This is a genomic window from Williamsia sp. CHRR-6, assembly GCF_018474015.1.
GTDB lineage: Bacteria > Actinomycetota > Actinomycetes > Mycobacteriales > Mycobacteriaceae > Williamsia_A.
This window is the reverse complement of record NZ_JAHCSG010000010.1, coordinates 1-22794: the sequence shown is the minus strand read 5'-3', so window position 1 is coordinate 22794 and position 22794 is coordinate 1. Positions and strand designations below refer to the sequence as shown.

Genomic DNA, 22794 nt, shown 5'->3' with positions numbered 1-22794 from the left:
AAGCTGTCGGGGGTGAACAAGCTGTCGGGTTGATCAACCTGAGCGAGCGTGAAGCCTGACCGAGCGCCACACCCCGCCCGAGCCGAGAACGAGGTGCACCTCATGCCCGATCCACACGTCAGGTCCGATTCCGACGACGAGGTTGCCGCCCTTGCGCTGCCGCGGCGGGCAGCGCTGACCAACGGATCCGGTCCCTGGCACACCGAAGCCGATGCCACGCTGGGTTTGCCCTCGATCATGATGACCGACGGCCCACATGGCCTGCGTAAGCAGCGCGCCGAGGCCAGCGCCCAAGACTTCACCAACAGCGAACCGTCGACGTGCTTCCCGCCCGCGGTGGGGTTGGCGTCGTCCTGGGACAGCAATCTGGTGCATCAGGTGGGTGCGGCGATCGGCCGCGAGGCCAAGGCGCTGGGTGTGTCCCTGGTGTTGGGGCCTGGCATCAACATGAAGCGATCTCCATTGTGTGGGCGCAACTTCGAGTACTTCTCCGAAGATCCGGTGGTGGCCGGGGTGCTCGGCGCGGCGATGGTCGACGGTCTGCAGGAGCAGGGGGTTGGGGCGTCGCTCAAACACTTCGCCGCCAACAACCAGGAACACGACCGGATGCGGGTGTCCGCTGACATCGATCCGCGGCCACTACGCGAGATCTACTTGCGGGCCTTCGAGCACGTTGTGCGTTCGTCGCAGCCATGGACGGTGATGTGTTCCTACAACGGCATCAACGGTGTGCCCGCCGCAGAGAACGAATTCCTCCTGACCCAGATCCTGCGCACGGAATGGGGATTCGAGGGTGTCGTGGTGTCGGACTGGGGTGCGGTGGGCAATCCGCCCGCAGCTATCGCCGCGGGCCTGGATCTGCAGATGCCCGGCTCGGCGGGTATCGGACCGCAGCGGATCTGCGATGCGGTGGCAGCGGGCACCCTGGACGAGGCCGCCGTGACCCGGGCCGCGCAGCGCGTGGTGGGTTTGGTCCGCCGCGCGCAGGCCAACCTCGATCCGAGCGCCACGGTCGACTTGGCCGCGCATCATCAGCTGGCCCGCACCGTTGCCGCCGACTGCGTCGTGTTGCTCAAGAACAGTCCGTCGGTGCTGCCGCTGGCGAACGACGCCTCGGTCGCGGTGATCGGCGAGCTGGCCCGCACCCCGCGTTATCAGGGTGCGGGGAGTTCGCAGATCCAACCGACCGAACTCGACAACCTGCTGGACTCGGTCACCTCGATCACCTCCGGGGCAGTGGAGTTCGCGCCCGGGTACTCGGTCGAGGACCTCGACGACGACGGTCTGGTCGCCGACGCGGTGGCCCTAGCCCAGCGGTCATCGACTGTGGTCTGTTGCGTCGGGCTGCCCTCGCAGCTGGAGTCCGAGGGGTTCGACCGGACCGACATGGAGTTGCCCGCCGTGCACCGGCAGCTCCTCGACGGCGTGATCGCCACCGGGGCCACCGTGATCGTGGTGCTCGTCGCAGGCGGTGTGGTGCGCGTAGGCGACGTCGCCGATCGAGTACCCGCAATCATCGCCGGACACCTCCTCGGTCAGGGTGGTGGGTCGGGGCTGGCCGACGTCCTGTTCGGGCGGGTCAACCCCAGCGGTCGACTTGCCGAGACCGTGCCGAAAGCGTTGTCGGACAACCCGTCCTATCTCAATTTCCCCGGCGAGCACGGCCACGTCCGTTACGGCGAGGGTTTGTTCATCGGCTACCGCTGGTATGACGTCCGCGACATCGAGGTGGAGTTCGCGTTCGGACACGGGTTGAGCTACACCCACTTCGAGCATACGGGCCTGACCGCCGAGGTCGACGGCGACGAGATCGTCGCCCGATTGCGCGTAGGCAACATCGGCGAACGTGACGGTCGCGAGGTGGTGCAGCTCTACCTCGCTAGGCCCGACAGTGCGGTCATCCGCCCGAAGAAAGAGCTCGCTGCGTTCACCAAGGTGAGCGTGCCCGCCGGCGAGACCCGCGAGGTCGAGCTGCGAATCGGCCGAGAGCAGTTGCGGCACTGGGATACACGGATCGAAGACTGGGTGGTGGAAGGCGGTCCGGTGCAGATCATCGACGCCGCCTCGGCGGCGGTGGAGTTGCAGCAGGTCACCGTCGACATCGTTGGTGACGAGGTCCGCGTCCCGCTGACCGAATCGTCCACCCTCGGTGAGGTACTCACGCATCCGATCGTGGGTCCGCTGATCTCGTTCGTCATGCCGGCCGAGATCCTCGAGGACACATCAGGTTTCATGATGATGATGCGGTCGATGCCGATGCGTCAGCTGGTCACCTTCGGTGGCCTGTTCCCCGAGGAGATCGACCTCGACGAGATGATCGCGCTGGCCAACTCGCAGGAGTGACCGTCACGGGTCACTGCTCGACGACGCGAAATCGTTCGATGACAATCTGAGTCGAGTCGGTCAACTCCACTGGTCGGCCGAGGGCAGTCACGAAATCCGGATCCCGCCAGAATTTTTCGTGCTCGCGCCGCCACTGTTCGACGGTGGTGAAACCTTTGCCTTCGTCGATGGCGTGTCGCAGGTCGATGGCGCCAAGGGTGGTGACCTGCACGTCGGTGATCTCGATGATGGTCACCGGTTCGCCCAGCGAGTCCACGACCAGGTGGTGTTCACCGGGTGTCGGTATCGGCTCGTCTTCGATCTCGTACTCGACGAGCAGCGAGGTCGTACTGGTTTTCGTGCCGGCACAGATGGCCGCCACCAGCGCGTCGCGCAGTGGTCCCGGGAACCCGAACTCGGCCACCGGCAGATCGGACCGACTCATCAGGCCCGGTTGTCCTCGGTGATGAGCTCGCTCATCAAGCCGAACACCTCGCGGTCGGTGATCGCGCGCCACCGTGGGGCGAGCAGCTTCATGTACTTCTCCACGTACAGCAGCTGTTTGCCCACCAACACCAACTCGCGAGGCAGTCGCAGGTCGTAGGCCTTGGCCAATGCGGCGAGTTGCCTGCCGAGGTCGGTGTAGGACATCGACGCCAACCCGGTGCGGGCCATCGGGGTGGTGAACGAGCGCAGGTCACCGGCGCCTGCACTGGTGCTGCTCGGGTTGCGGACCGCGCCCATCGCGACCAGGGTGCGCCCTGCGGACTCGAAGTCCTTGCGCACCATCAGATCACCGACCAGGCGACGAAGCAGACGCCGCGTGCGGGGGGTGAATCGACCCACGATGCCGAAGTCGAGCAGGACCAGCCGACCGTCTGCGTCGACAAGGACGTTGCCTGCATGCAGGTCGCCGTGGAACACCCCGCCACGAAATGCCGACTCCATGAACGACATCAACAGGGTGCGAACCAGAGCGACGCCGTCGTGGCCCGCGGCCCGAACCGTGGCGATGTCGTCGATGCGAACCGCGTCCACGTACTCCATCGTGAGCACCTCGGCGGTGGTGAACTGGTCGAACACCACCGGTACCCGCACACGGTCAGCCTGGTCAGTGCCGGCCAGGCCGGCCACGAAATCGCGCATGGCGGCGGCTTCGTTGCCGAAGTCGACCTCGGCACCAAGACCAGCGGCGAAGTCGTCGACCACGTCGCGGGCGCTGAGCATGCGCCCATACGGCGACAGTTCGGCCAGGCGAGCGAGATGGTCGAGCAGAGCGACGTCTGCGGCCAGCCGCGGCACGATGCCCGGGCGTTGCACCTTGACCACCACCTGCTCACCGGTGTGCAGGGTGGCCCGATGAACCTGTGCAATCGATGCCGATGCGATGGGGACAGGATCGAACGCAGCGAACAGCTGGGACGAGGGCGCCCCGAGTGCCGCGGTGAGTACTGCCTCGACCTCTGAGATCGGAGCGGGGGCAACGCGATCCAAGAGGGTCTCGAACTCCCGCGACAACGCGGGGGTGAAGACACCCGGACTGGACGCGATCAGCTGACCGAGCTTCACATACGTCGGACCCAGACGTTCGAACACATCACGCACCTCCCGAGCGGCGCGCGAGGACATCGCCCCGCCGGCGGGTAATCCGACGATGAACTCGGCCACGCCTCGGGTCAGGTGAGCGCCGGTGACGGTCGCTCTGCGCACCTGGGTGAGCGCCGAGCTGGCAGGCAGGCGGGAGTCGATCTCGGTCGCCGCAACCGGTAGGGGGGAGGCAGAAGGTGCAGGTGTCATGGCTTTCACACAAGTGTCGCGGATCATGTCGGGTCGGCGCTCGCGTACGCCGTTCGGTGCCAGGAGAATGCGTGGTGACCAGCGACGAAGTCAATTCGAGAGGACTACACGTGACCGACACGCCTGCCGTTGTCCGCGGTGGGACTGCGCGTGTGTCCGCACCCGCGTCGCTGTGCCCGTCTCCTGCGGTGGATCGGTAGTGTTTCGCGGGTGAGTTCGCCAGGTGCAGTCCGATCCGTCAATGCCCGTATCGCCGACGAGCTGGGGGTGGGAGAGAACCAGGTGGCTGCTGCGGTGCGGCTGCTGGACGAGGGGTCGACGGTTCCCTTCATCGCCCGCTACCGCAAGGAGGTGACCGGCAGCCTCGACGACGCACAACTGCGAACCCTCGACGAACGGCTGAGTTACCTGCGCGAACTCGACGAGCGCCGCGCCGCAGTCATCGCCTCCATCGACGAACAGGGCAAGCTGACCGCCGATCTGCGCGCAACGCTGCTGGCCGCAGACACCAAGTCCCGAGTGGAGGACATCTACCTCCCGTTCAAACCCAAGCGGCGCACCAAGGCGCAGATCGCGCGGGAAGCGGGCCTGCAACCGCTGGCCGACCGTCTGCTCACCGATCCGGCCCTCGACCCGACGGTGGTGGCCGGCGAGTTCACGGGTGCAGATGTCGCTGATGTCGCCGCAGCCCTCGATGGAGCCCGACACATCCTGATCGAACGCGCATCAGAGGACGCCGACCTGGTCGGCGCTGTGCGCGAACGGTTCTGGAACGAAGGAACGGTCACGACCACGGTGCGGGCCGGAGCAGCCGCCACCCCGGCCGCGCAGAAGTTCCGGGACTACTTCGAGTTCAGTGAGCCGCTGGAGAAGATGCCGTCGCATCGCGTCCTCGCGGTGCTGCGCGGTGAGAAGGAAGACGTTCTCAGCCTCGGATTCGATGGCGGCGACATCGACGCCTACCTGTCGATGATCGCCGCATCATTGGGTGTCGACCGCGCCGATCCGGGTGCGGCGACGGAATGGTTGACCACCACGGTCCGCTGGGCATGGCAGGTGAAGTTGGCCATCACCGCCGAGACCGCCGCCCGGATGAGACTGCGCAAGCGCGCCGAGGACGACGCGGTGGCCGTGTTCGCTCGCAACCTCAACGACCTGCTGCTGGCACCACCGGCGGGCGCCCGCACCACGCTGGGTCTCGATCCCGGGTTCCGAACCGGGGTGAAGGTGGCGGTGGTCGACGCCACCGGCAAGGTCCTTGACTCGTGTGCGATCTATCCTCACCAGCCACAGAAGCAGTGGGATGTGGCGAAAGCGACCCTGGCTGCGATGGTCAGTCGTCATCACGTGGAGTTGATCGCGATCGGCAACGGCACCGCATCGCGGGAAACCGACGCTCTGGCAACCGAACTGGTCTCCGAGATCCGTGCCGCCGGAGCGCCGCCACCGGCGAAGGCCATGGTGAGTGAGGCCGGTGCCTCGGTGTATTCGGCGTCGGAGTACGCCAGCCGTGAGCTGCCGCAGCTCGACGTGTCGATCCGAGGGGCGGTGTCCATCGCCCGACGACTGCAGGACCCGCTGGCCGAGTTGGTCAAGATCGACCCGAAGTCGATCGGGGTGGGGCAGTACCAGCACGACGTCAACCCGCAGAACCTGGCCCGCAGTCTTGACGCCGTGGTCGAGGACGCGGTGAATGCGGTTGGGGTGGACCTCAACACCGCCTCGGTGCCACTGCTGTCGAGGGTCTCGGGCGTCGGCCCCACACTGGCCGAGGCGATCGTGGCCCACCGCGACACCGTCGGGCCGTTCCGCAGCCGCACACAGCTACTCGACGTCGCGCGTTTGGGCCCCAAGGCATTCGAACAGTGCGCGGGGTTTCTGCGGATTCCCGGGGGTGACGATCCGCTTGATGCGTCCGGGGTGCACCCTGAGGCCTACCCGGTGGTCCGGCGGATCCTGGAACGCACCAATCTGTCGTTGGCGGAGTTGATCGGCGACACCCGGTCGCTGCGGGCGCTGCGGCCGGCCGACTTCGCCGATGATCGGTTCGGTGTCCCCACCGTCTCCGACATCGTCGCCGAACTGGAGAAGCCCGGTCGCGACCCGCGGCCGGCCTTCACCACCGCGACGTTCGCCGCGGGCGTGGAGAAGGTGGCCGACCTACGCGCGGGCATGGTTCTCGAGGGTGTCGTGACCAACGTGGCCGCGTTCGGGGCGTTCGTCGACGTCGGTGTGCACCAGGATGGCCTGGTACACGTCTCGGCCATGTCCGATCGCTACGTGTCCGATCCGCATGAGGTGGTGCGGTCGGGACAGGTGGTGCGGGTCAAGGTGATCGACGTCGACACCGACCGTCAACGGATCGGGTTGAGCTTGCGTCTCGACGACGAGGTCGTTGCCGGTGGAGCCAGGTCGGGCAGAAGTGGATCGGGCGCTCAGGGCTCGCGGGGATCGGGTTCGGGCAGTGCGAAACCCGGGTCGACAGGAGGCCAGACCGGCCGTAAGCCACGACCGGTCAACCGTGGCCGCGGTCGCCGCGATGAACCGGCGTCCTCCGGGTCCATGGCACAGGCGTTGCGCGACGCAGGATTCGGCCGGTGACCGGCGAACCCGGCGGTCCACAGTGGTGGATCGACCCGGGAGGCGACGTGATAAATCAGTTGGTCGACCACACGATCATCCTGTCCTGTGAGGCACAAGACCTGTTCGCCGAACGTTTCGTCGGCGTGGCGTGGGGTGCCGACCTGGGCGGTGACCCCACGTTCTGGTTCGACACCGAACCGCCCACACATTTTCGTCCGTACTTTGTCGGTTCCAGTGTCGACGGCGACTCGTGGATGTGGGGCTGGCACAACGTCAACGACTACCCCGAGGCGGTGATCGGGCTTGCCCAGCGCCTGCACGACGCCGGGGAGTCGATGGGTTCGACAGAGCTCACCACGGCTCTGCTGGCCCTGGATGCCGACGTGCGTCGCAGTCAGCGCTTACCCGATCGCGATCATCCGGAGATGGCGTATGTCTACGCAGCGCAGGCGATGAGCGGTGTCGCGGCGCCTGTCTACTACCGGGGTCCGGTGGGTGAGGAGACCTTCGCGTGGTTCGTGCTGGACAACCCCGCGGAGTTTCACCTGCCTGCTCCCACGGTTCGGGCGAGCGGCGCGGCGCTGACCGCGGCGTTGTCGACCGGATTCGTGCTCGACCATCGGCTGGCGGTCGAGGCCTACGCCGACCGTCGCGTCGGTGTGACGGCTCGGCTGACGACGACGGGGATCGACCTGGACACCTCGGACGGGACGGTGGTCGTGGAGTTCGATGAGCTCGGTCGAATCGACCGACTGTCCTACACCGCAATCGGCTAGGAGGCCGCCATGCCCTCGCTCGGTCAGCCGTTGGCGGGACTCGGATTTCTCACCATCGGGCGTTTCGACGAAAGTGATCCGCGCGCAGGCCATCTCGAAACCATCGAGATGATCCAGCGGGCCGAGGACCTGGGTTTCGACAGTGTGTGGCTGCGCGATCGGCACCTGCAGTTCGGGATCTCCTCCCCGGTGGCGGTGATGGCGGCGGCGGCCATGCGGACCAACCGGATTCATCTTGGGACTGCGGTCATTCCGTTGGGTCTGGAGAATCCGCTACGGCTGGCCGAAGACTTGGCCACGGTGGATGTGCTGAGCGACGGACGCGTCAATCCCGGTGTCTCGGTGGGGACCCCGATGCGCTACGACGACTTCAAACATGCGCTCTACCCCGACACCCATGACGTGGAGGACTTCTCCAAGGAACGGGTCCTGCGCCTGTTGCGGTGCCTGCGTGGTGAGCCGGTCAGTGATTTCGGGGGCACGGTCGGGATCGAGCAGTTCTCCCGCCGGGTGCAACCTCATTCGCCAGGTCTTGCCGATCGCGTCTGGTACGGCGGAGGGCTGAGCTCGGCTATCTGGACTGGTGAACAGGGGCTCAATTACCTCACGTCGTCGGTCGTCACCACCGACGATGGTTCAGTTCGGACTGATTTCGCAACGATCCAGGCCCAGCAGATCGACGCCTACCTTGCGCACCATCCCGATCCGGCGTCAGCGCGCGTCTCGCACGGGCTGGTGGTGATCCCCACCGACACCGCCAGCGCAGATCAGATTCGCCGCTACGAGGCCTACGCTGCCTCACGGTTGGAACGCACCCGGAGCCCCCAGGGGCCCCGCGGTCTGTTGTTCGCACCCGACCTGGTCGGTCGGTCCGACGAACTGGCCGAACAGCTGTACGCGCACAAGGGCTTTCAACGGGCCACTGAGATGGCGTTCGCGCTGCCGTTCTCGTTCGAGAAGTCCGACTACATCCAGATCATCACCGACATGGCGACTCGACTCGGTCCTGCGCTGGGGTGGACACCCACCAGTTGAACGCCACGTGCAGCTGCAGCGAATTGTGACTCGCCCCCGCCACGTCGTGGCAGGATTCAGGCGTGAGCGAACCGTCCAACCGCCTACGCGATCTGGCTCGGCTGCGTCGCGTTCGAGACCGGATCGATCGTGAGTTCGCCCAGCCACTCGACGTCACGGCACTGGCGAGCGGCGTCCACATGTCGGCCGGTCACCTGAGCCGCGAGTTCAAGCGCGCCTATGGTGAGTCGCCGTACTCCTACCTGATGACCCGCCGGATTGAACGCGCGATGGCGCTGCTCGCGCACGGTGACCAAGGTGTCACCGAGGTGTGTTACGCGGTGGGTTGTTCGTCGCTGGGTACCTTCAGTACCCGTTTCCGCGAGCTCGTCGGGATGCCCCCGAGCGTCTACCGCGCTCAGGGTGACCGTGCTGGCCTTGCCATGCCACCCTGTGTGGCCAAACAGGTGACCAGACCGGTCAGGAATCGAGAAGCATCGGCCACGGGGTGCGCTCTACCGTCGACGCCATGAACATGACCATCCATTCCAGTTTCCTTCCGCACACCGACGCTGAGGCATCGTTGGTGTTCTACCGTGACGTCCTCGGTTTCGAGGTCCGAAAAGACGTCGGGTACAACGGCATGCGGTGGCTGACCATTGGACCACCCGGACAGCCTGACACCGCCATCGTGTTGCAGCCGCCCGCCGCTGATCCTGGCATCACCGAGGACGAGCGCATCGTCATCACCGAGATGATGGCGAAGGGCACGTTCGGCCGCGTATTGCTGGCCACGGCTGATCTCGACGCGGTCTTCGAACAGATTTGCGCGGCGAACGCCGAGATCGTGCAGGAGCCGACCGATCAGCCCTACGGTGTGCGCGACTGCGCGATTCGAGACCCGTCGGGCAACCTGATCCGCATCCAACAGTTCAGCTGAGAGCCCGGCCCGCGTAGTACGGCGGTGGGAGACGAGGAGACGTTCTGACATGGCCACTACGCGGGCGCCGCAGCAGCGCCACATCGCCGACACCCACGACGTCATCCGGGTGCAGGGCGCGCGCGAGAACAACCTCACCGGAGTGGACGTCGAGTTGCCCAAGCGTCGACTCACCGTGTTCACCGGAGTGTCGGGATCGGGCAAGAGCTCGTTGGTGTTCGCCACCATCGCCGCTGAGTCGCAACGGATGATCAACGAAACCTACAGCGCCTTCTTGCAGGGGTTCATGCCGTCACTCGCGCGACCTGACGTCGACCACCTCGATGGACTCACCACCGCGATCATCGTCGATCAGGAACGGATGGGTGCCAATCCGCGGTCTACCGTCGGCACCGCGACCGACGCGAACGCGATGTTGCGAATCCTGTTCAGCCGCTTGGCCACCCCGCAGCTCGGGCCGCCGACCGCCTACTCGTTCAACGTGCCCACCCGTACCGCGAGTGGCGTCATGAGCACCGAGAAGGCGTCGGGGCGGGTGCAGAAGAACGTGGTGAAGAAGGCGGTCTACCTCGGTGGCATGTGCCCGCGGTGTGAGGGAACCGGGTCCGTCAGCGACTTCGATCTGACCGCGCTGTACGACGAGAACAAGTCGCTGAGCGAAGGTGCGCTGATGGTGCCCGGCTACAGCATGGACGGCTGGTACGGGCGGATCTTCGCGGGCTTCGGTTTCGACATGGACAAACCGATCAAGAAGTACACCAAGCGAGAACGTGACGATCTGCTCTACAAGGAGCCGACAAAGATCAAAGTCGAGGGCATCAACCTGACCTTCGAAGGGGTGATACCCAAGATTCAGAAGTCGATGTTGTCCAAGGACGTCGAGGCGATGCAGCCCCACATCCGGGCGTTCGTCGAGCGGGTCATCACCTTCCAGACCTGTCCAGAGTGCGACGGAACCCGTTTGACCGCAGCGGCTCTGGGCTCACGGATCAGCGGCAAGAACATCGCGCAGCTGTGTGCCATGCAGATCACCGACCTCGCGCAGTGGATCCGCGACCTTGACGAGCCGTCGGTGGCGCCGCTGCTTGCCGGACTGCAACACCTGATGGACTCGTTCATCGAGATCGGTCTGGGTTACCTGTCCCTGGATCGCCCGTCGGGCACCCTGTCGGGTGGAGAATCGCAGCGCACCAAAATGATCCGGCACCTCGGATCGGCGCTGACCGACGTGACCTATGTCTTCGACGAGCCCACTGTCGGGCTACACCCTCACGACATCGCCAGGATGAACACGCTGCTGTTGGCGTTGCGCGACAAAGGGAACACGGTTTTGGTGGTGGAGCACAAGCCGGAGACCATCGCCATCGCCGACCACATCGTCGACCTGGGTCCAGGTGCCGGCGCTGCCGGTGGATCGGTGTGCTTCGAGGGCACCGTGGCCGGCTTGCGGGCGAGCGACACCATCACCGGCCGCCATCTCGACGACCGGGCCGAAATCAAGGAATCGGTGCGACAACCCAACGGCTACATCGAGATCCGGGGCGCCGACGCACACAACCTGCGCGCTGTCGACGTCGATCTGCCGCTGGGGGTGCTGTGTGTGATCACCGGGGTCGCCGGATCAGGCAAGAGTTCACTCATCCACGGCTCGGTCGCCGGACGCGACTCGGTGGTCGTAGTCGACCAGGGGGCGATCAAGGGTTCGCGCCGCAGCAATCCCGCCACCTACACCGGCCTGCTCGACCCGATCCGCAAAGCCTTCGCCAAAGCCAACGGGGTGAAACCGGCACTGTTCAGCTCCAACTCCGAGGGAGCATGTCCGACCTGCAACGGTTCCGGTGTCATCGTGACCGAGCTCGGCGTCATGGCGACGGTGGAGTCGACATGTGATGACTGCAGCGGCAAGCGATTTCAGGAGTCGGTCCTCGAGTACACCCTCGGTGGCCGCAACATCGCCGAGGTGCTGGCGCTGTCGGCGCTCGACGCGGAGGCCTTCTTCGCTGACGGTGCAGCCAAGACTCCGGCTGCCGCCACCATCCTGCGTCGATTCATCGATGTCGGGCTGGGGTATCTGACGTTGGGTCAGCCGCTGAGCACGCTCTCCGGTGGCGAACGCCAGCGCATCAAGTTGGCCACCCAGATGGCGGGCAAGGGTTCGGTGTACGTCCTCGATGAGCCGACCTCGGGTCTACATCTGGCCGACGTGGACAACCTGCTGGCGCTGCTCGACCGGTTGGTCGACGGCGGTGCCTCGGTGATCGTGATCGAGCACCACCAGGCCGTGATGGCGCACGCCGACTGGATCATCGACCTGGGACCTGGTGCCGGCCACGACGGTGGACGGGTGGTCTTCGAGGGCACCCCCGCTGCGCTCGTAGCATCGAGGGCGACGGTTACCGGCCGTCACCTCGCCGACTACGTCGCGGGGTGAGCCCGGCGCATCGTCGCGATCGATACCGACCGATGCGAGAGGGCAGCGCGTATGCAATACACCAACCTGGGGTCATCGGGGCTACGGGTATCACGAATCTGTTTGGGCTGCATGACGTTCGGCGAGCCGAATCGTGGAAACCATGCCTGGACGCTGTCGGAAGACACATCGCGGCCCATCCTGGCGCACGCGTTGGAATCCGGGATCACGTTCTTCGACACCGCCAACTCGTACTCGGCTGGATCGAGTGAAGAGATCGTCGGTCGGGCGTTGAAGGACCTGGCGCGACGCGACGAGATCGTGTTGGCCACCAAGGTGTTCTTCAACGGTCGACCCACGCCTGCCGAGACCGGGCTGTCGCGCAAAGCGATATTCGCCGAGATCGACGCCAGCTTGGCGCGTCTGGGTACCGACTACGTCGACCTCTATCAGATCCACCGGTGGGATCCGACCACGCCGATCGAGGAGACGATGGAGGCGCTGCACGACGTGGTCAAGGCGGGCAAGGCCCGCTACATCGGGGCGTCGTCGATGTACGCCTGGCAGTTCGCCAAGGCTCAACACGTCGCGCAGATGCACGGCTGGACGACGTTCATCTCCATGCAGGATCACTACAACCTGCTCTACCGTGAGGAGGAACGCGAGATGCACCCGCTGTGCGCCGACCAGGGTGTGGGAGTCATCCCATGGCGCCCACTGGCCCGCGGCCGGCTGACGCGTGACTGGGGGACCACCACCTCACGCAGCTCCACCGACGAGTTCGGCGCCACGCTGTATGCCGAGGACGATCGCCACATCGTGGACGCGGTGTCTCAGATGGCAGCGCAGCGCGGGATCCCGCGCGCCCAGGTCGCGCTGTCGTGGGTGTTGGACAAGGCCGTCGTGAGCGCGCCGATCATCGGTGCCGGCTCCACGGCGCACATCGACGACGCCGTCGCGGCTCTCGACGTGCACCTGACCACCACCGAGCAGGCCGCGCTGGAAGAGCGCTACGCGCCGCGTCCCATCGTCGGATTCGTCTGAGCCGAAACAGGAGTGCTCAAAACGGCGTGATCGATGCGGGCGCGTGTGGCGTCAGCATCAGCCGAGCCAGCCGGTGCAGCGCCGGTCCGCGGATGTGACCGGCGGCAGCGATGGTGGTGACCGAGACGCCGCCGAGCAGGATGGACCCCAGTGCAGCCACATCCATCGTCACCTCGGGGGCATCTGCGGTGCGGGTGACCGACGCCAGACCGTCACGGGTGCGCAGCTGGTACACGCCTGCGGCGAAACCGAGGTCGTCGACCACTTCGATCACGATGTCGTCGTCCATCAGGTATCTGCGTGCGGTCATGACCGTGGGTACGTCGAGTACCCGCAGCCACAGGAAGTCTCGTCGACCTTGCACCTGATAGACGTCGGGCTCGGCCAGCGCGTAACGCACTGGGTCGTCCACCCGGATGCGACGTGATGACACCGAGCGGATGAGGTCGAGGCTGCCCAAGAGGTCCCAGATCTGAACCGACACAGCGGGATCAGGTGCGATCAGGTCGTAGAGACGGACCTTCTCGTCGCCTTCGGTGAACCACGCAACCGCGCCGTCGACGGTGCCGTCTGGAGCGAGATGCAGAGCATGGCGAGCCTTGGGGTCAGGCTTGCCGGTCGATTGGTCGAACCCGGACAGCACCTGCGACATGCCGGGGGTGCGCTGCACCGAGCCCGATGTGCCGGAATGGAACTGGTCGAACAACGCGGCGCTGTGGGAGAGATAAACCGAACGGTCGACGATTTCCATGCGCCCGATACGCGGGGTGGTGACGGCGAACGAGGCATCGGTACGGACGGTGACCTCGACGGTCTGCACCGCCGGACCGAAACCGAAGCGGCGGTAGATGCCCGCCTCGCTGACGGTCAGTGCCGCTAGCGGTATCCCTCGGTCGGCGGCATCGGACAGATCCGCGGTCATCAGGTTCCGCAGCAATCCCTGACGTCGGTGGGTGGCGCGGGTGGTGACGTCACTGATCGCGTTGACCGCGGTCAGACGTCCCCCGATGTTCACCGTGGTGTCCCAACTCAACAACGTTGCGACCGGGTCGGTGACATCACGCACGCCCCCGGTGTCGGAGTCGTAGGCGCCGCGCAACCGGAACCCGAGCTCGGCGGCGTCGCGCAGTTGCAGAGCGATCGATTCGTCGCTTGGCGCGGTGTCCTGGAACCCGGCGGCGACGGCGGTGAGCCAGTGGACCGCGTCGGGTTGGTCTGCGGGTACCGCCGAAGTAGGAGTAAAGGTCTTCACGGTGATGTCCATCGCAGAAACCTATGGGCGCGGTCACTGCGGGCGCCAACGAATTTCGGGGACGGCAGACTGGAGCGATGACGGACGACGCTATGACGGTCACCACCGCCTCCGGTGCGGTTCGAGGGATCGACGACAAAGGCACCCGCATGTGGTTGGGCATCCCGTACGCAGCCCCGCCGGTGGGTTCGCTGCGTTGGCGGGCCCCGGTGGCTCCGACGCCGTGGTCAGGGGTCCGCGACGTGCGCACGTTCGGTCCGGCGGCGCCGCAACCGGATCTTCCGGTGATGCCGCTGGGGGACTCGGTGGCCAAGAGTGAGGACTGCCTGAGCCTCAACGTGTGGGCCTCGTCGTCCATCCCGCCGGGACAGACGCGCCCGGTGATGGTCTGGGTGCATGGCGGCGCCTATGTGCTCGGGGCGTCGAGTCAACCGCTCTACGACGGTCGGTCGTTGGTCGAGAGCGGCGAGGTGGTGCTGGTCACCGTGAACTACCGGCTGGGCGCGTTCGGGTTCCTCGACCTGTCGTCCTTCTCCGACGACGAGCATGTCTTCGACAGCAATCTCGCGTTGCGGGACGTGGTGGCGGCCCTGGAGTGGGTGCGCGACAACATCGCCGCGTTCGGCGGCGATCCCGAAGCGGTCACCCTCTTCGGCGAATCGGCCGGCGGCGGAATCGTGACCACGCTGATGACGGTGCCCTCGGCGCAGGGCCTGTTCCATCGGGCGATCGCGCAGAGTTCACCCGCGACATCGGTGTACGACTCGGTCCGTGGTCGTCGGGTGGCTGAGCTGTTCCTCGACGAGACCGGAGTTGCTCTCGAGGAGGTCCACCGGCTGCGAGAGCTGCCCACCGATGAGATCACGCGCGCAACCTTCGCACTGTTCGATCACATCCCGACCACTGCGCCGGGGACGTTGGCCTTCGCGCCGGCGGTCGACGGTGAGCTGGTCCCGGACTATCCGGTGGAGACGTTCCGGCGCGGACAGGCCCATCCCATCCCGCTGCTGATCGGCACCAACAAGGACGAGGCGAACCTGTTCAAGCTGATGCGTTCGCCCTTGATCCCCATCACCGGCGACGCCATCCGTTCCATGTTCGACCGGATCGCCGTGGAACGTCCCGAGCTGTCGGTGCCGCCGGAGGACGAGATCTATGCCGCCTACGACGGTGTGGGCGACAAGGCGCGCGGGCTGGCGGTGGCACGGGACATCGGTTTCCGGATGCCCACGGTGTGGCTGGCCGAGGGTCACAGCCGCATCGCACCGGTCTACCTGTACCGGTTCGACTGGGCTACACCGTTTTTCCGGATGGTGCGGATCGGGGCCACCCACGCCACCGAACTCTCGTACCTGTGGGGCAACCTCAAGGGCAACAAACTCGATCCCACGTTCATGCTCGGTGGTCGGTCCACCGGGGAGGCGGTGTCGGCTCGCATGCAGCGGCGCTGGCTGGGATTCGCCACCGCAGGTACCCCTGACGCGGGGTCGGGTGCACCGCAATGGCCGCCGTATGAGACCACCCGGCGGCACACCTTGGTCATCGACGACCGCGACCGACTACACGAGGATCTCGACGGCGACATCCGGATGGCGTGGGGTGATGAGGTGCTGAGTTTCCCCTGACGCGCGGTGGATGACTGCGCCCGGGCTTTATTCCCGAAGCCGGGGTTGCGATCAGGGCGGGTGCAAACGCACCGGTGGACCGTCGGGCTCCGAACACTGAATGCAGCTATACACCGCCCCCTGTGAGGAGTCACCCATGACATCGACCATCCGTGCCAGCGTCGTCCCCTTCGTCATCGAGGCATCCGGAACCGGGGTGGCACAAGAGTTGACCACTCAAGGCGACAAGAAGCACGTGTTCCAGACCGACGCCTACCCGGCCTTCGGCGGTAAGGACGAGGCCCCCAGCCCGTTGTTCTATGCCCTGGGCGCACTGACCTCGTGCAACCAGGTGACCGCGTCGCTGGTGGCCAAAGACCTCGGGATCACGCTGGGCGAGTTCACCTTCAGCGTGCAGGGGGACCTCGACACGCTGGTCCTGGTCAAGGGCGAAGACGGCAACGCCAACTTCGAGAAGGTCGCGGTGCGTGCCACCGTGCAGACCGATGCCGACGACGAAGCGTTCGCCACCTTCGTCTCCGAGGTCGAGCGTCGCTGCCCGGTCACCCAGCTCTTCGTCCGCAGCGGGCTCGAGTTCGACAACGTCTGGACCAACGCGCCGCTGAGCTGACCCGACGGCGGCGCCGTCAGATCTCGTCGGCGCGAATCACCCTGCGCCGCACCGACACCAGGTGCACCTCGGGGCGAGCTGCTGCGAAACGTTCCAGCTTGTCCAGGATTTCGGTGATGTGCCCCTGATCGGCGGCGACGAGCGACGCCCCGATCCCGGCCCGCCGATACAGGTCGGTGTGATCGACCTCGGCGGCACTGACCGCATACTTGCGGGTGAGCTCAGCGACGATCGGCCGCACCACCGACCGCTTCTCCTTGAGTGAGTGCACGTCGCCGAGCAGGAAGTCGAACTCGATCCATCCGATCCACATCGCCACCACCCTAGGTCAGCTGTGCAGACCAGCTGTCGACACCCACCGCCCGCGCCACCGGAGTGGTCGCGTCCGCAGAGTGATCGCGTCCGCGCAGAATGGACGCATGCACACGAGAGACGCAGGGTGATGCGGGCGGTGGTCTACGACGACTTCGGTGGCCCGCTGTCGGTGCGCGATGTCGACCCACCGGTGTGCGCGCCGCACGGAGTGGTGGTGGACGTGGCCGCGACCGGTCTGTGCCGCAGTGACTGGCACGGGTGGATGGGCCACGACCCCGACATCCCGTTGCCGAACGTTCCCGGTCATGAGCTGGCCGGGCGCGTCGTCGAGGTGGGCGCGCAGGTGCGTCGGTGGCGGGTCGGACAACGTGTCACCGTGCCCTTCGTGTGCGCCTGTGGCGAGTGTGAGCCCTGTCGACGCGGCGATCAGCAGGTGTGTCTGCGCCAGACTCAACCCGGCTTCACCCACGCCGGCTCGTTCGCCGAGCGGGTGGCCCTCGATCACGCCGACGTCAACCTCGTGGAGTTGCCCGATGCCGTCGACTTCGACACCGCAGCAGCCCTGGGATGTCGGTTCGCAACCGCCTACCGCGCGGTGGTGCAGGTGGCGGCGGTGTCGGCAGGTGACCGTGTCGCCGTCCACGGCTGTGGCGGCGTGGGGCTGTCTGCGGTGATGATCGCCGTGGCGCGGGGTGCCGTGGTGATCGGTGTCGACCCGTCTGCGGCCAGTCGTGAGATGGCGCTCACCGTCGGTGCGCACACCGTCTGTTCGACCGCCGAGGAGGTGGCCGACATGGACGTCTCCATCGATGCCTTCGGCGCGGCGCAGACCATGCGAGCCTCGCTACGGTGCCTACGTCCACGCGGCCGACACATCCAGGTGGGGCTGCTCGGCGCCGACAGCAACCCGCAGGTGCCGATGGCCGAGGTGGTGGCCCGTGAGTTACAAGTTCTCGGCAGCCACGGGATGGCGGCACACACCTACCCGGCGATGCTCGCCGAGATCGCCGACGGTCGTCTGGCCCCTGCGTCACTGGTGCGCGAGATCATCACTCTCGCAGAGGTTCCCGCCCGCCTAGCCGACCTGGGCCGTCCCGGTGCCGGTGCCGGCGGCGTCACCGTCATCCGACCCTGAGAGCCCGAGCGCATCCGATCGCGACAGGTGTCCGGCGATGCCGGTGGGTGCCTGCCGCGGCGTCGGCTGGGCATAATCGGGTCATGATCCGCAACGTGGTGACCGGGCGACTGCGCGAGCCCGCCGACGACGCGCAGCGCGCCCGCGACGAAGCCGAGCTCGATGCCGGACTGGCCGGCATCGCCGCGCTGGAGCTGCCAGGGCAACTGGGCAACCATGTCGGCCGTGATCTCCGACTACGTGACGGCGGCTGGGATTTCGCGATCACCAACGACTGGGCCGACGCCGAGGCCTACCGCGGCTACGACACCGACCCCGAGCACAACGATCATCGCGCGCGCATCGTCGAGGTGTGCCGATCCATCAGCCGAGTGCAGTTCGAGATCTGATGTCGGCCGAGGAGAACACCGCATCGTCGTTGACCGTCGATCGCGCGTTCCATTCGGTCGCCGGTGCCGCCGTCGGTCCCGGGCTGGCGTTGCCGAGATTGCACGCACGCATCCACGCGCCCGGATTCGTCGACGCCACCGGTGCCGTGATCCGAGATCGCCTCGTCCCCGGGGTGATCGGTGCCGCCGCAGGCGCGGCGATCGGCAGGGTGATCGGTGTGGGCACCAGACCTGCCGCGGTCGCGGGGCTGGTCTCGGCGATCGCGTACACGCCCACCGGTGACGTACGTGGTGCCCATCTGCGTCCGACCGACATCGACGGCGCGGTGGCAGGCGAGACGTTGCGGGTGATGGAGTACAACGTGCACGGCGGCATGGGTGGACCCAAAGCCTTTGTCGCGACACCGAAGACGCTCGATCACCTCGCCGAGGTCATCGGGTCGGCGCGACCCGACATCGTGCTGCTGCAGGAACTCGACCACTTCGCGCTGCGGTCGACCTTCACCGACACCCTCGCTCAGCTCGCTCGCCGACTGCGGCCGACCGGAGCAGTGATGACGCCGATCACCGAGAAGATCTACGGTCGCCGCGAGGGTACCGGCGTGATGACTTTCGGTGACATCGCCATCACCGACGCTCGGGGGCTGCGGATCGGAGACGCGTTCGGCGACCACACCGGCCGGCGGTTCCGCTCGATCGCCGACACGTGGGCCGGGGTGGTGGGGCCACGGTGGAACACTACGTGGACTCCGTTCGGTGGCACCCCGGAGTATCAGCCGCGCGGCGCGACCGATGTGATGGTCCGCACGCCCAAGGGCAACCACATCCGGGTCATCTCCGGACACTTCAGCTCGCCGCGGTCGGGTGTGGACGAACAAACTCACCAGCTGGTGCCGGTGGTCGCGACCATCCCGACATGGGCGGGACCGACCATCCTGGGAGCCGACTTCAACGTGCGCGACGGATCGGCCGAATTCGACCGCGAGCATCAGCTTTTCGCCGACATCACGCTCGCCGAGGCCACCCGCGGCGCACCGGCCAACAGTGATCGGGTGTACGCCTCTGGGCATTTCCGCGCCCGGGACCCACACAAGATCACGCCACCGCACGGCGAGGCGCCCGCCAGTGACCATGCGCCGGTGATCGTCGACCTGGAACTCGGTACCGCCTGACGTGGCGGTCGGGCGTTGCTGCCCGCCGAAAATGAAGGTGACGGTGGGTCCGTCCATTGCGTAGCGTTGCAAAACGATGACGTCGACTGCGCTGAACCCCGATCTGACCAACGCCCACGCACCCACCCTGCGCGCACCGGCGAGCTACGACCGCACCGTGACCCTGGCGCGACTCGCCGGCCCGCAGGCCACCCTCGCCATCATCACGGCGTTCGTGGCCGCGATCCTGGCGGCCGTCGCCACCGTGATCGTCGGGCACATCGCCACCGGTCCCAGTGGGGCAGCGGTTCTCGCGTTGGCTGTCTGTTTGCTCGGCTCTGTTGCACTCGACACCATCGGCCGGACCGTCTGGTCGGTGATCGCCGACCGAGCCGAGGGCCGGTTGCGGTCGGACCTGTTGACCGCCGCACTCGATCAGCCGTTGCAGGCGCTGGGGGAGCAGGCGGTGGGCGAGGTGCTCGACCGGGTGGACGACGACGGCCGCGAAGTGGGACTGCTTGTCCGCCAACAACTGTGGGAGTCGATGCGTACCGCGTTCGCCACCCTGCCGATGTGGGTGGTGGCCGGTCTGACCTGGTGGCCGGCATGGATTCTGTTCCCGGTGGTGGCCGCACTGGTCTTCGTCTCGGTGCGCTCGTTGCTGCCCGAGTTGTCTCGGCGCAAGGTGGACGAAGAGATCGCCTGGACCGATCACGCCGCTGCGCTTGAGGAGGGGATAGCGGCTCGCGACGACCTGCGCGCCAGCCTCGGGCGCGCCTACCTGCTGCGCCGCAACAGCGAACTCGCCGGACGCATCCATCAGCTGTTCGACCTGGTGGTGACCGTGCAGAGCCAGATGGTGCTTCGCACCGGTCTGCTGCTGCACGGGCTGCTGATCCTCGTCGCTGTCGGTGGCGTGGTGTTCGTCGCCGCGGGTTCGCTGAGCACTGCCGCGGTGGTCACGCTGTTCTTGGTGACCACCACGTTTGCCGGCCAGGTGGCGCAGCTGACGCGGTTCCTGCCCGATCTGCAGGCCGGGATGGGAGCAGTGCTCCGGCTGCGGGGGCTGTTGGCGGCCCAGTCGGAGCCACAGGGCGGCCTGGCGGTCGGCAGCGGACCGCTCACCCTGGAGTTCCGTGGACTGCACTTCGCCTACCAGGAAGGTGTATTCGCCCTCGCCGACATCGATTTGGAGATCCCAGCCGGGCAGACGTGCGCGTTGGTAGGACGCACCGGCTCGGGTAAGTCGACATTGGCCTCGCTGATCTCCCGGGCGGTGGAACCCGAGCCGGGATCGGTGTTCCTCGGTGGCGTCGACGTGTGTGAGCTCGACATCAACGCGTTGCGCTCGGCAGTGGGTGTGGTCACCCAACGCACCGAGATCTTGGCCGGCACCCTGGCCGAGAACATCGCCATCTTCGCCGAGGTGCCCCGCGAGAACATCGCGGCCGCCGTGGCCGAACTGGACCTGCAGGACTGGGTGGACGGATTACCCGACGGCCTCGACACCCAACTGGGCCCCGGGGGCACTCGGCTGTCGGCAGGCGAAGAACAGCTGGTCGCGTTCGCCCGCCTGTTGGTGCGAGACGTGTCGGTGGTGGTGCTCGACGAGGCAACCGCTCGGATGGATCCGCTGACCGAGGCGCGCGTGGTCCACGCCGCGGACCGTCTGCTGCGGGGCCGCACCGGGGTGCTCGTGGCGCATCGGCTCTCGACGGTGGCACGAGCAGACCTGGTGGCGATCCTGGACTCGGGTCGAGTGGTCGATCAGGGTCCGCGCGCCGAACTCGAGCGTCGTCCCGGCGCCTACCGGCGACTGCTCGATGCAGCCGTCGGTGAGCACCATCCCGACGCTGCCACGGCCACCGAGGTGGCGGTCGCCGGTTCCGGCTCGACCGCCCTGGGTGGCCGGCGACGCACGGGCACCGCGCCACCGGTGCCGCAGATCGGTCCGGGGATCTCACTGACCCGTGGGGTGGTGCGGATGCTGCTGCTCATGCCGCAGTGGTGTCTGTTGTCGTCGGCACTGTTTCTGGTGAGCTCGCTCGGTGGTGCGGTGGGGCTCATCACGAACCTGTTGTGGGGCAAGATCGTCGAAAACCTCGACGCCGGCACCACGCCGGTGGCGCTCACCGTCGCGCTGGTGATCTGCATCATGATCGGTCCCATCTCGTTGGCGATCGCGGTGCGTCGGTTCCCGCGCTGGTGGGTGGAAGTGCTGTTGCGGGTGCGCACTTCGGTGCTGGCGGCCCAGACCGAGCAACACCGCCTCGCGGCCACACCGCCGGGTGAGGTGGTGGCTCGCACCCTCGACGCCGACCGGTTCCCCCGGTACGCCGATCAGTGGATCGACGTGATCAACGGCATCATCGTCCTGGTCATCGCACTCGCGGTGACGTGGAACCCGTTGGTCGCGGTGATCCTCATGGCGGTCCCTGCCATCGCTGCGGCTGCCTCGGCCATCGGGCGGCCCATCGCCGGACGCTCGGCCACCGTCGCCGCGGCCACCCGGGCCGCGTTCGGTCGGTCGCTGGTGTCGATGCTCGAGGGTGCGCGCACGGTCAAGCTGGCAGCAGCGACCCCCGCGGTACGGGCACACCTCGGGCGGGTGGACGCCGGCCGGGTGGACGCGGCCATCCTCGAACACCGCGTGCAGGCCGTCCTGGCCGGTGTCCCGCAGCTGGTGGTGCAGGCGGGAACCATCGCGGCCTGGGGCATCTTCCTCGGTGGCGGGTGGGATCTGTCCACGGCCCTGTTGGTGTCCGGGGCCATCACCGGCTTCGGCTACTTCGGTCGGGTTGCCGGGCAGGTGGTGATCAACGCACCGGGCACACGGTCGTGGCAGTCGGCCACCAGCCGGTTCGCCGGCGGCGGCGACCTCATGACGCTGCCCGCCGGGGTCGACCTGGTGTCGGGAACGTCACCGTCGCCAAAGCCGGCGACGCGAGACACGTTGCGCGAGTTGCGGTTGTACTCGGTGTCGGCCATCCATCCCGACGGCACCGTCGGTGTCAGCGATGTCGACCTGACCGTGCGGGCAGGCGAGTTGGTGTTGCTGCTGGGGCAGGTCGGTTCGGGCAAGTCGAGCTTGATCGCCGCGCTGTGCGGGGTGGTGCACCATACCGGGTCGGTGCGGTGGAACGGTGAGCCGGTGGCTGATCCGCAGACCTTCCTGCGGCCGGGACGGGTGGCTTACGTGGCCCAGGTTCCGCGGGTGCTGTCGGGGACGTTTGCCGACAACATCCGACTCGACCATCTGGATCGAGCCATCGACCAGGCCATCGATGACGCCCGACTGCGTCCCGACGATGTGCGGGGGAGCGGCCATGATCGATCACAGTGATGGGTACCTGGTCACCGGTCAAATCGGGCCCGTCCGCCGACGTCCGTGGCCGGTCACGGGGTGGATCATCGGACAACGACTTGGCATA

At 66.8% G+C, this 22794-nt stretch carries 18 protein-coding genes; 14 read left to right on the top strand and 4 right to left on the bottom strand.

Features of this window, described 5'->3' with window-relative positions; translation table 11 throughout:
- The first annotated feature begins 102 nt into the window (after positions 1–102).
- Positions 103–2343, top strand: coding sequence for a glycoside hydrolase family 3 C-terminal domain-containing protein (locus KIK15_RS18030; protein ID WP_214246239.1), 2241 nt, complete (start codon positions 103–105; stop codon positions 2341–2343).
- A gap of 10 nt (positions 2344–2353) precedes the next feature.
- Here the strand turns inward: KIK15_RS18030 and KIK15_RS18025 are convergent, their stop codons facing one another.
- Both KIK15_RS18025 and KIK15_RS18020 read right to left on the bottom strand, forming a co-directional pair.
- Positions 2354–2767: an ASCH domain-containing protein gene (locus KIK15_RS18025; protein ID WP_214246238.1), complete on the bottom strand. Its 414-nt coding sequence runs from the start codon at positions 2765–2767 to the stop codon at positions 2354–2356.
- Positions 2767–4119, bottom strand: a complete 1353-nt coding sequence (locus KIK15_RS18020) for an AarF/ABC1/UbiB kinase family protein (RefSeq protein WP_214246236.1) — start codon at positions 4117–4119, stop codon at positions 2767–2769. The genes KIK15_RS18025 and KIK15_RS18020 overlap by 1 nt, the downstream gene beginning before the upstream one ends.
- A 210-nt stretch (positions 4120–4329) precedes the next feature.
- On the opposite strand from KIK15_RS18020, the gene KIK15_RS18015 reads away from it, so the two are divergent.
- The 7 genes from KIK15_RS18015 to KIK15_RS17985 all read left to right on the top strand — a co-directional run bounded on the left by KIK15_RS18015 (position 4330) and on the right by KIK15_RS17985 (position 12886).
- On the top strand, positions 4330–6720 hold the full coding sequence (locus KIK15_RS18015; RefSeq protein WP_214246234.1) for a Tex family protein: 2391 nt from the start codon (positions 4330–4332) through the stop codon (positions 6718–6720).
- A complete protein-coding gene (locus KIK15_RS18010) occupies positions 6717–7478 on the top strand; it encodes a DUF6882 domain-containing protein (RefSeq protein ID WP_214246232.1) in 762 nt (253 codons plus the stop codon). Before KIK15_RS18015 ends, KIK15_RS18010 begins: the two co-directional genes overlap by 4 nt.
- 9 nt (positions 7479–7487) lie before the next feature.
- Positions 7488–8513 carry an LLM class flavin-dependent oxidoreductase gene (locus KIK15_RS18005; protein ID WP_214246230.1) on the top strand — a complete coding sequence of 342 codons (1026 nt, stop codon included), beginning with the start codon at positions 7488–7490 and terminating at the stop codon, positions 8511–8513.
- Positions 8514–8575: 62 nt separating this feature from the next.
- Positions 8576–9025: a helix-turn-helix transcriptional regulator gene (locus KIK15_RS18000; RefSeq protein WP_214246228.1), complete on the top strand. Its 450-nt coding sequence runs from the start codon at positions 8576–8578 to the stop codon at positions 9023–9025.
- Positions 9022–9432 (top strand): VOC family protein, encoded by a 411-nt coding sequence (locus KIK15_RS17995; RefSeq protein WP_214246226.1) that lies wholly within the window; start codon positions 9022–9024, stop codon positions 9430–9432. Before KIK15_RS18000 ends, KIK15_RS17995 begins: the two co-directional genes overlap by 4 nt.
- 49 nt (positions 9433–9481) lie before the next feature.
- A complete protein-coding gene (locus tag KIK15_RS17990) occupies positions 9482–11863 on the top strand; it encodes an excinuclease ABC subunit UvrA (protein ID WP_214246224.1) in 2382 nt (793 codons plus the stop codon).
- 51 nt (positions 11864–11914) lie between these two features.
- Positions 11915–12886 (top strand): aldo/keto reductase, encoded by a 972-nt coding sequence (locus KIK15_RS17985; protein ID WP_214246222.1) that lies wholly within the window; start codon positions 11915–11917, stop codon positions 12884–12886.
- Positions 12887–12902: 16 nt separating this feature from the next.
- On the opposite strand, the gene KIK15_RS17980 is transcribed toward KIK15_RS17985, so the two are convergent.
- On the bottom strand, positions 12903–14150 hold the full coding sequence (locus KIK15_RS17980) for a GNAT family N-acetyltransferase (RefSeq protein WP_214246220.1): 1248 nt from the start codon (positions 14148–14150) through the stop codon (positions 12903–12905).
- Positions 14151–14215: 65 nt separating this feature from the next.
- On the opposite strand from KIK15_RS17980, the gene KIK15_RS17975 reads away from it, so the two are divergent.
- Complete coding sequence (locus KIK15_RS17975; RefSeq protein WP_214246218.1) at positions 14216–15763, top strand: carboxylesterase/lipase family protein; 1548 nt, start codon at positions 14216–14218, stop codon at positions 15761–15763.
- A gap of 136 nt (positions 15764–15899) precedes the next feature.
- On the top strand, positions 15900–16373 hold the full coding sequence (locus KIK15_RS17970) for an OsmC family protein (RefSeq protein ID WP_214246216.1): 474 nt from the start codon (positions 15900–15902) through the stop codon (positions 16371–16373).
- Positions 16374–16389: 16 nt separating this feature from the next.
- Here the strand turns inward: KIK15_RS17970 and KIK15_RS17965 are convergent, their stop codons facing one another.
- Complete coding sequence (locus KIK15_RS17965) at positions 16390–16686, bottom strand: DUF503 domain-containing protein (protein WP_214246214.1); 297 nt, start codon at positions 16684–16686, stop codon at positions 16390–16392.
- Between the two features lie 129 nt (positions 16687–16815).
- On the opposite strand from KIK15_RS17965, the gene KIK15_RS17960 reads away from it, so the two are divergent.
- The 4 genes from KIK15_RS17960 (at position 16816) to KIK15_RS17945 (ending at position 22706) form a co-directional block, all read left to right on the top strand.
- On the top strand, positions 16816–17823 hold the full coding sequence (locus KIK15_RS17960) for an alcohol dehydrogenase catalytic domain-containing protein (protein WP_214246212.1): 1008 nt from the start codon (positions 16816–16818) through the stop codon (positions 17821–17823).
- Between the two features lie 83 nt (positions 17824–17906).
- Entirely contained in the window at positions 17907–18212 is a 306-nt protein-coding gene (locus KIK15_RS17955; protein ID WP_214246210.1) for a Dabb family protein, read from the top strand.
- The gene (locus KIK15_RS17950; RefSeq protein WP_214246208.1) at positions 18176–19384 is read left to right on the top strand and encodes an endonuclease/exonuclease/phosphatase family protein; all 1209 of its coding nucleotides are present in this window, start codon (positions 18176–18178) and stop codon (positions 19382–19384) included. The genes KIK15_RS17955 and KIK15_RS17950 overlap by 37 nt, the downstream gene beginning before the upstream one ends.
- Before the next feature lie 76 nt (positions 19385–19460).
- Positions 19461–22706: an ABC transporter ATP-binding protein gene (locus tag KIK15_RS17945; protein WP_214246206.1), complete on the top strand. Its 3246-nt coding sequence runs from the start codon at positions 19461–19463 to the stop codon at positions 22704–22706.
- Positions 22707–22794 lie beyond the last annotated feature (88 nt).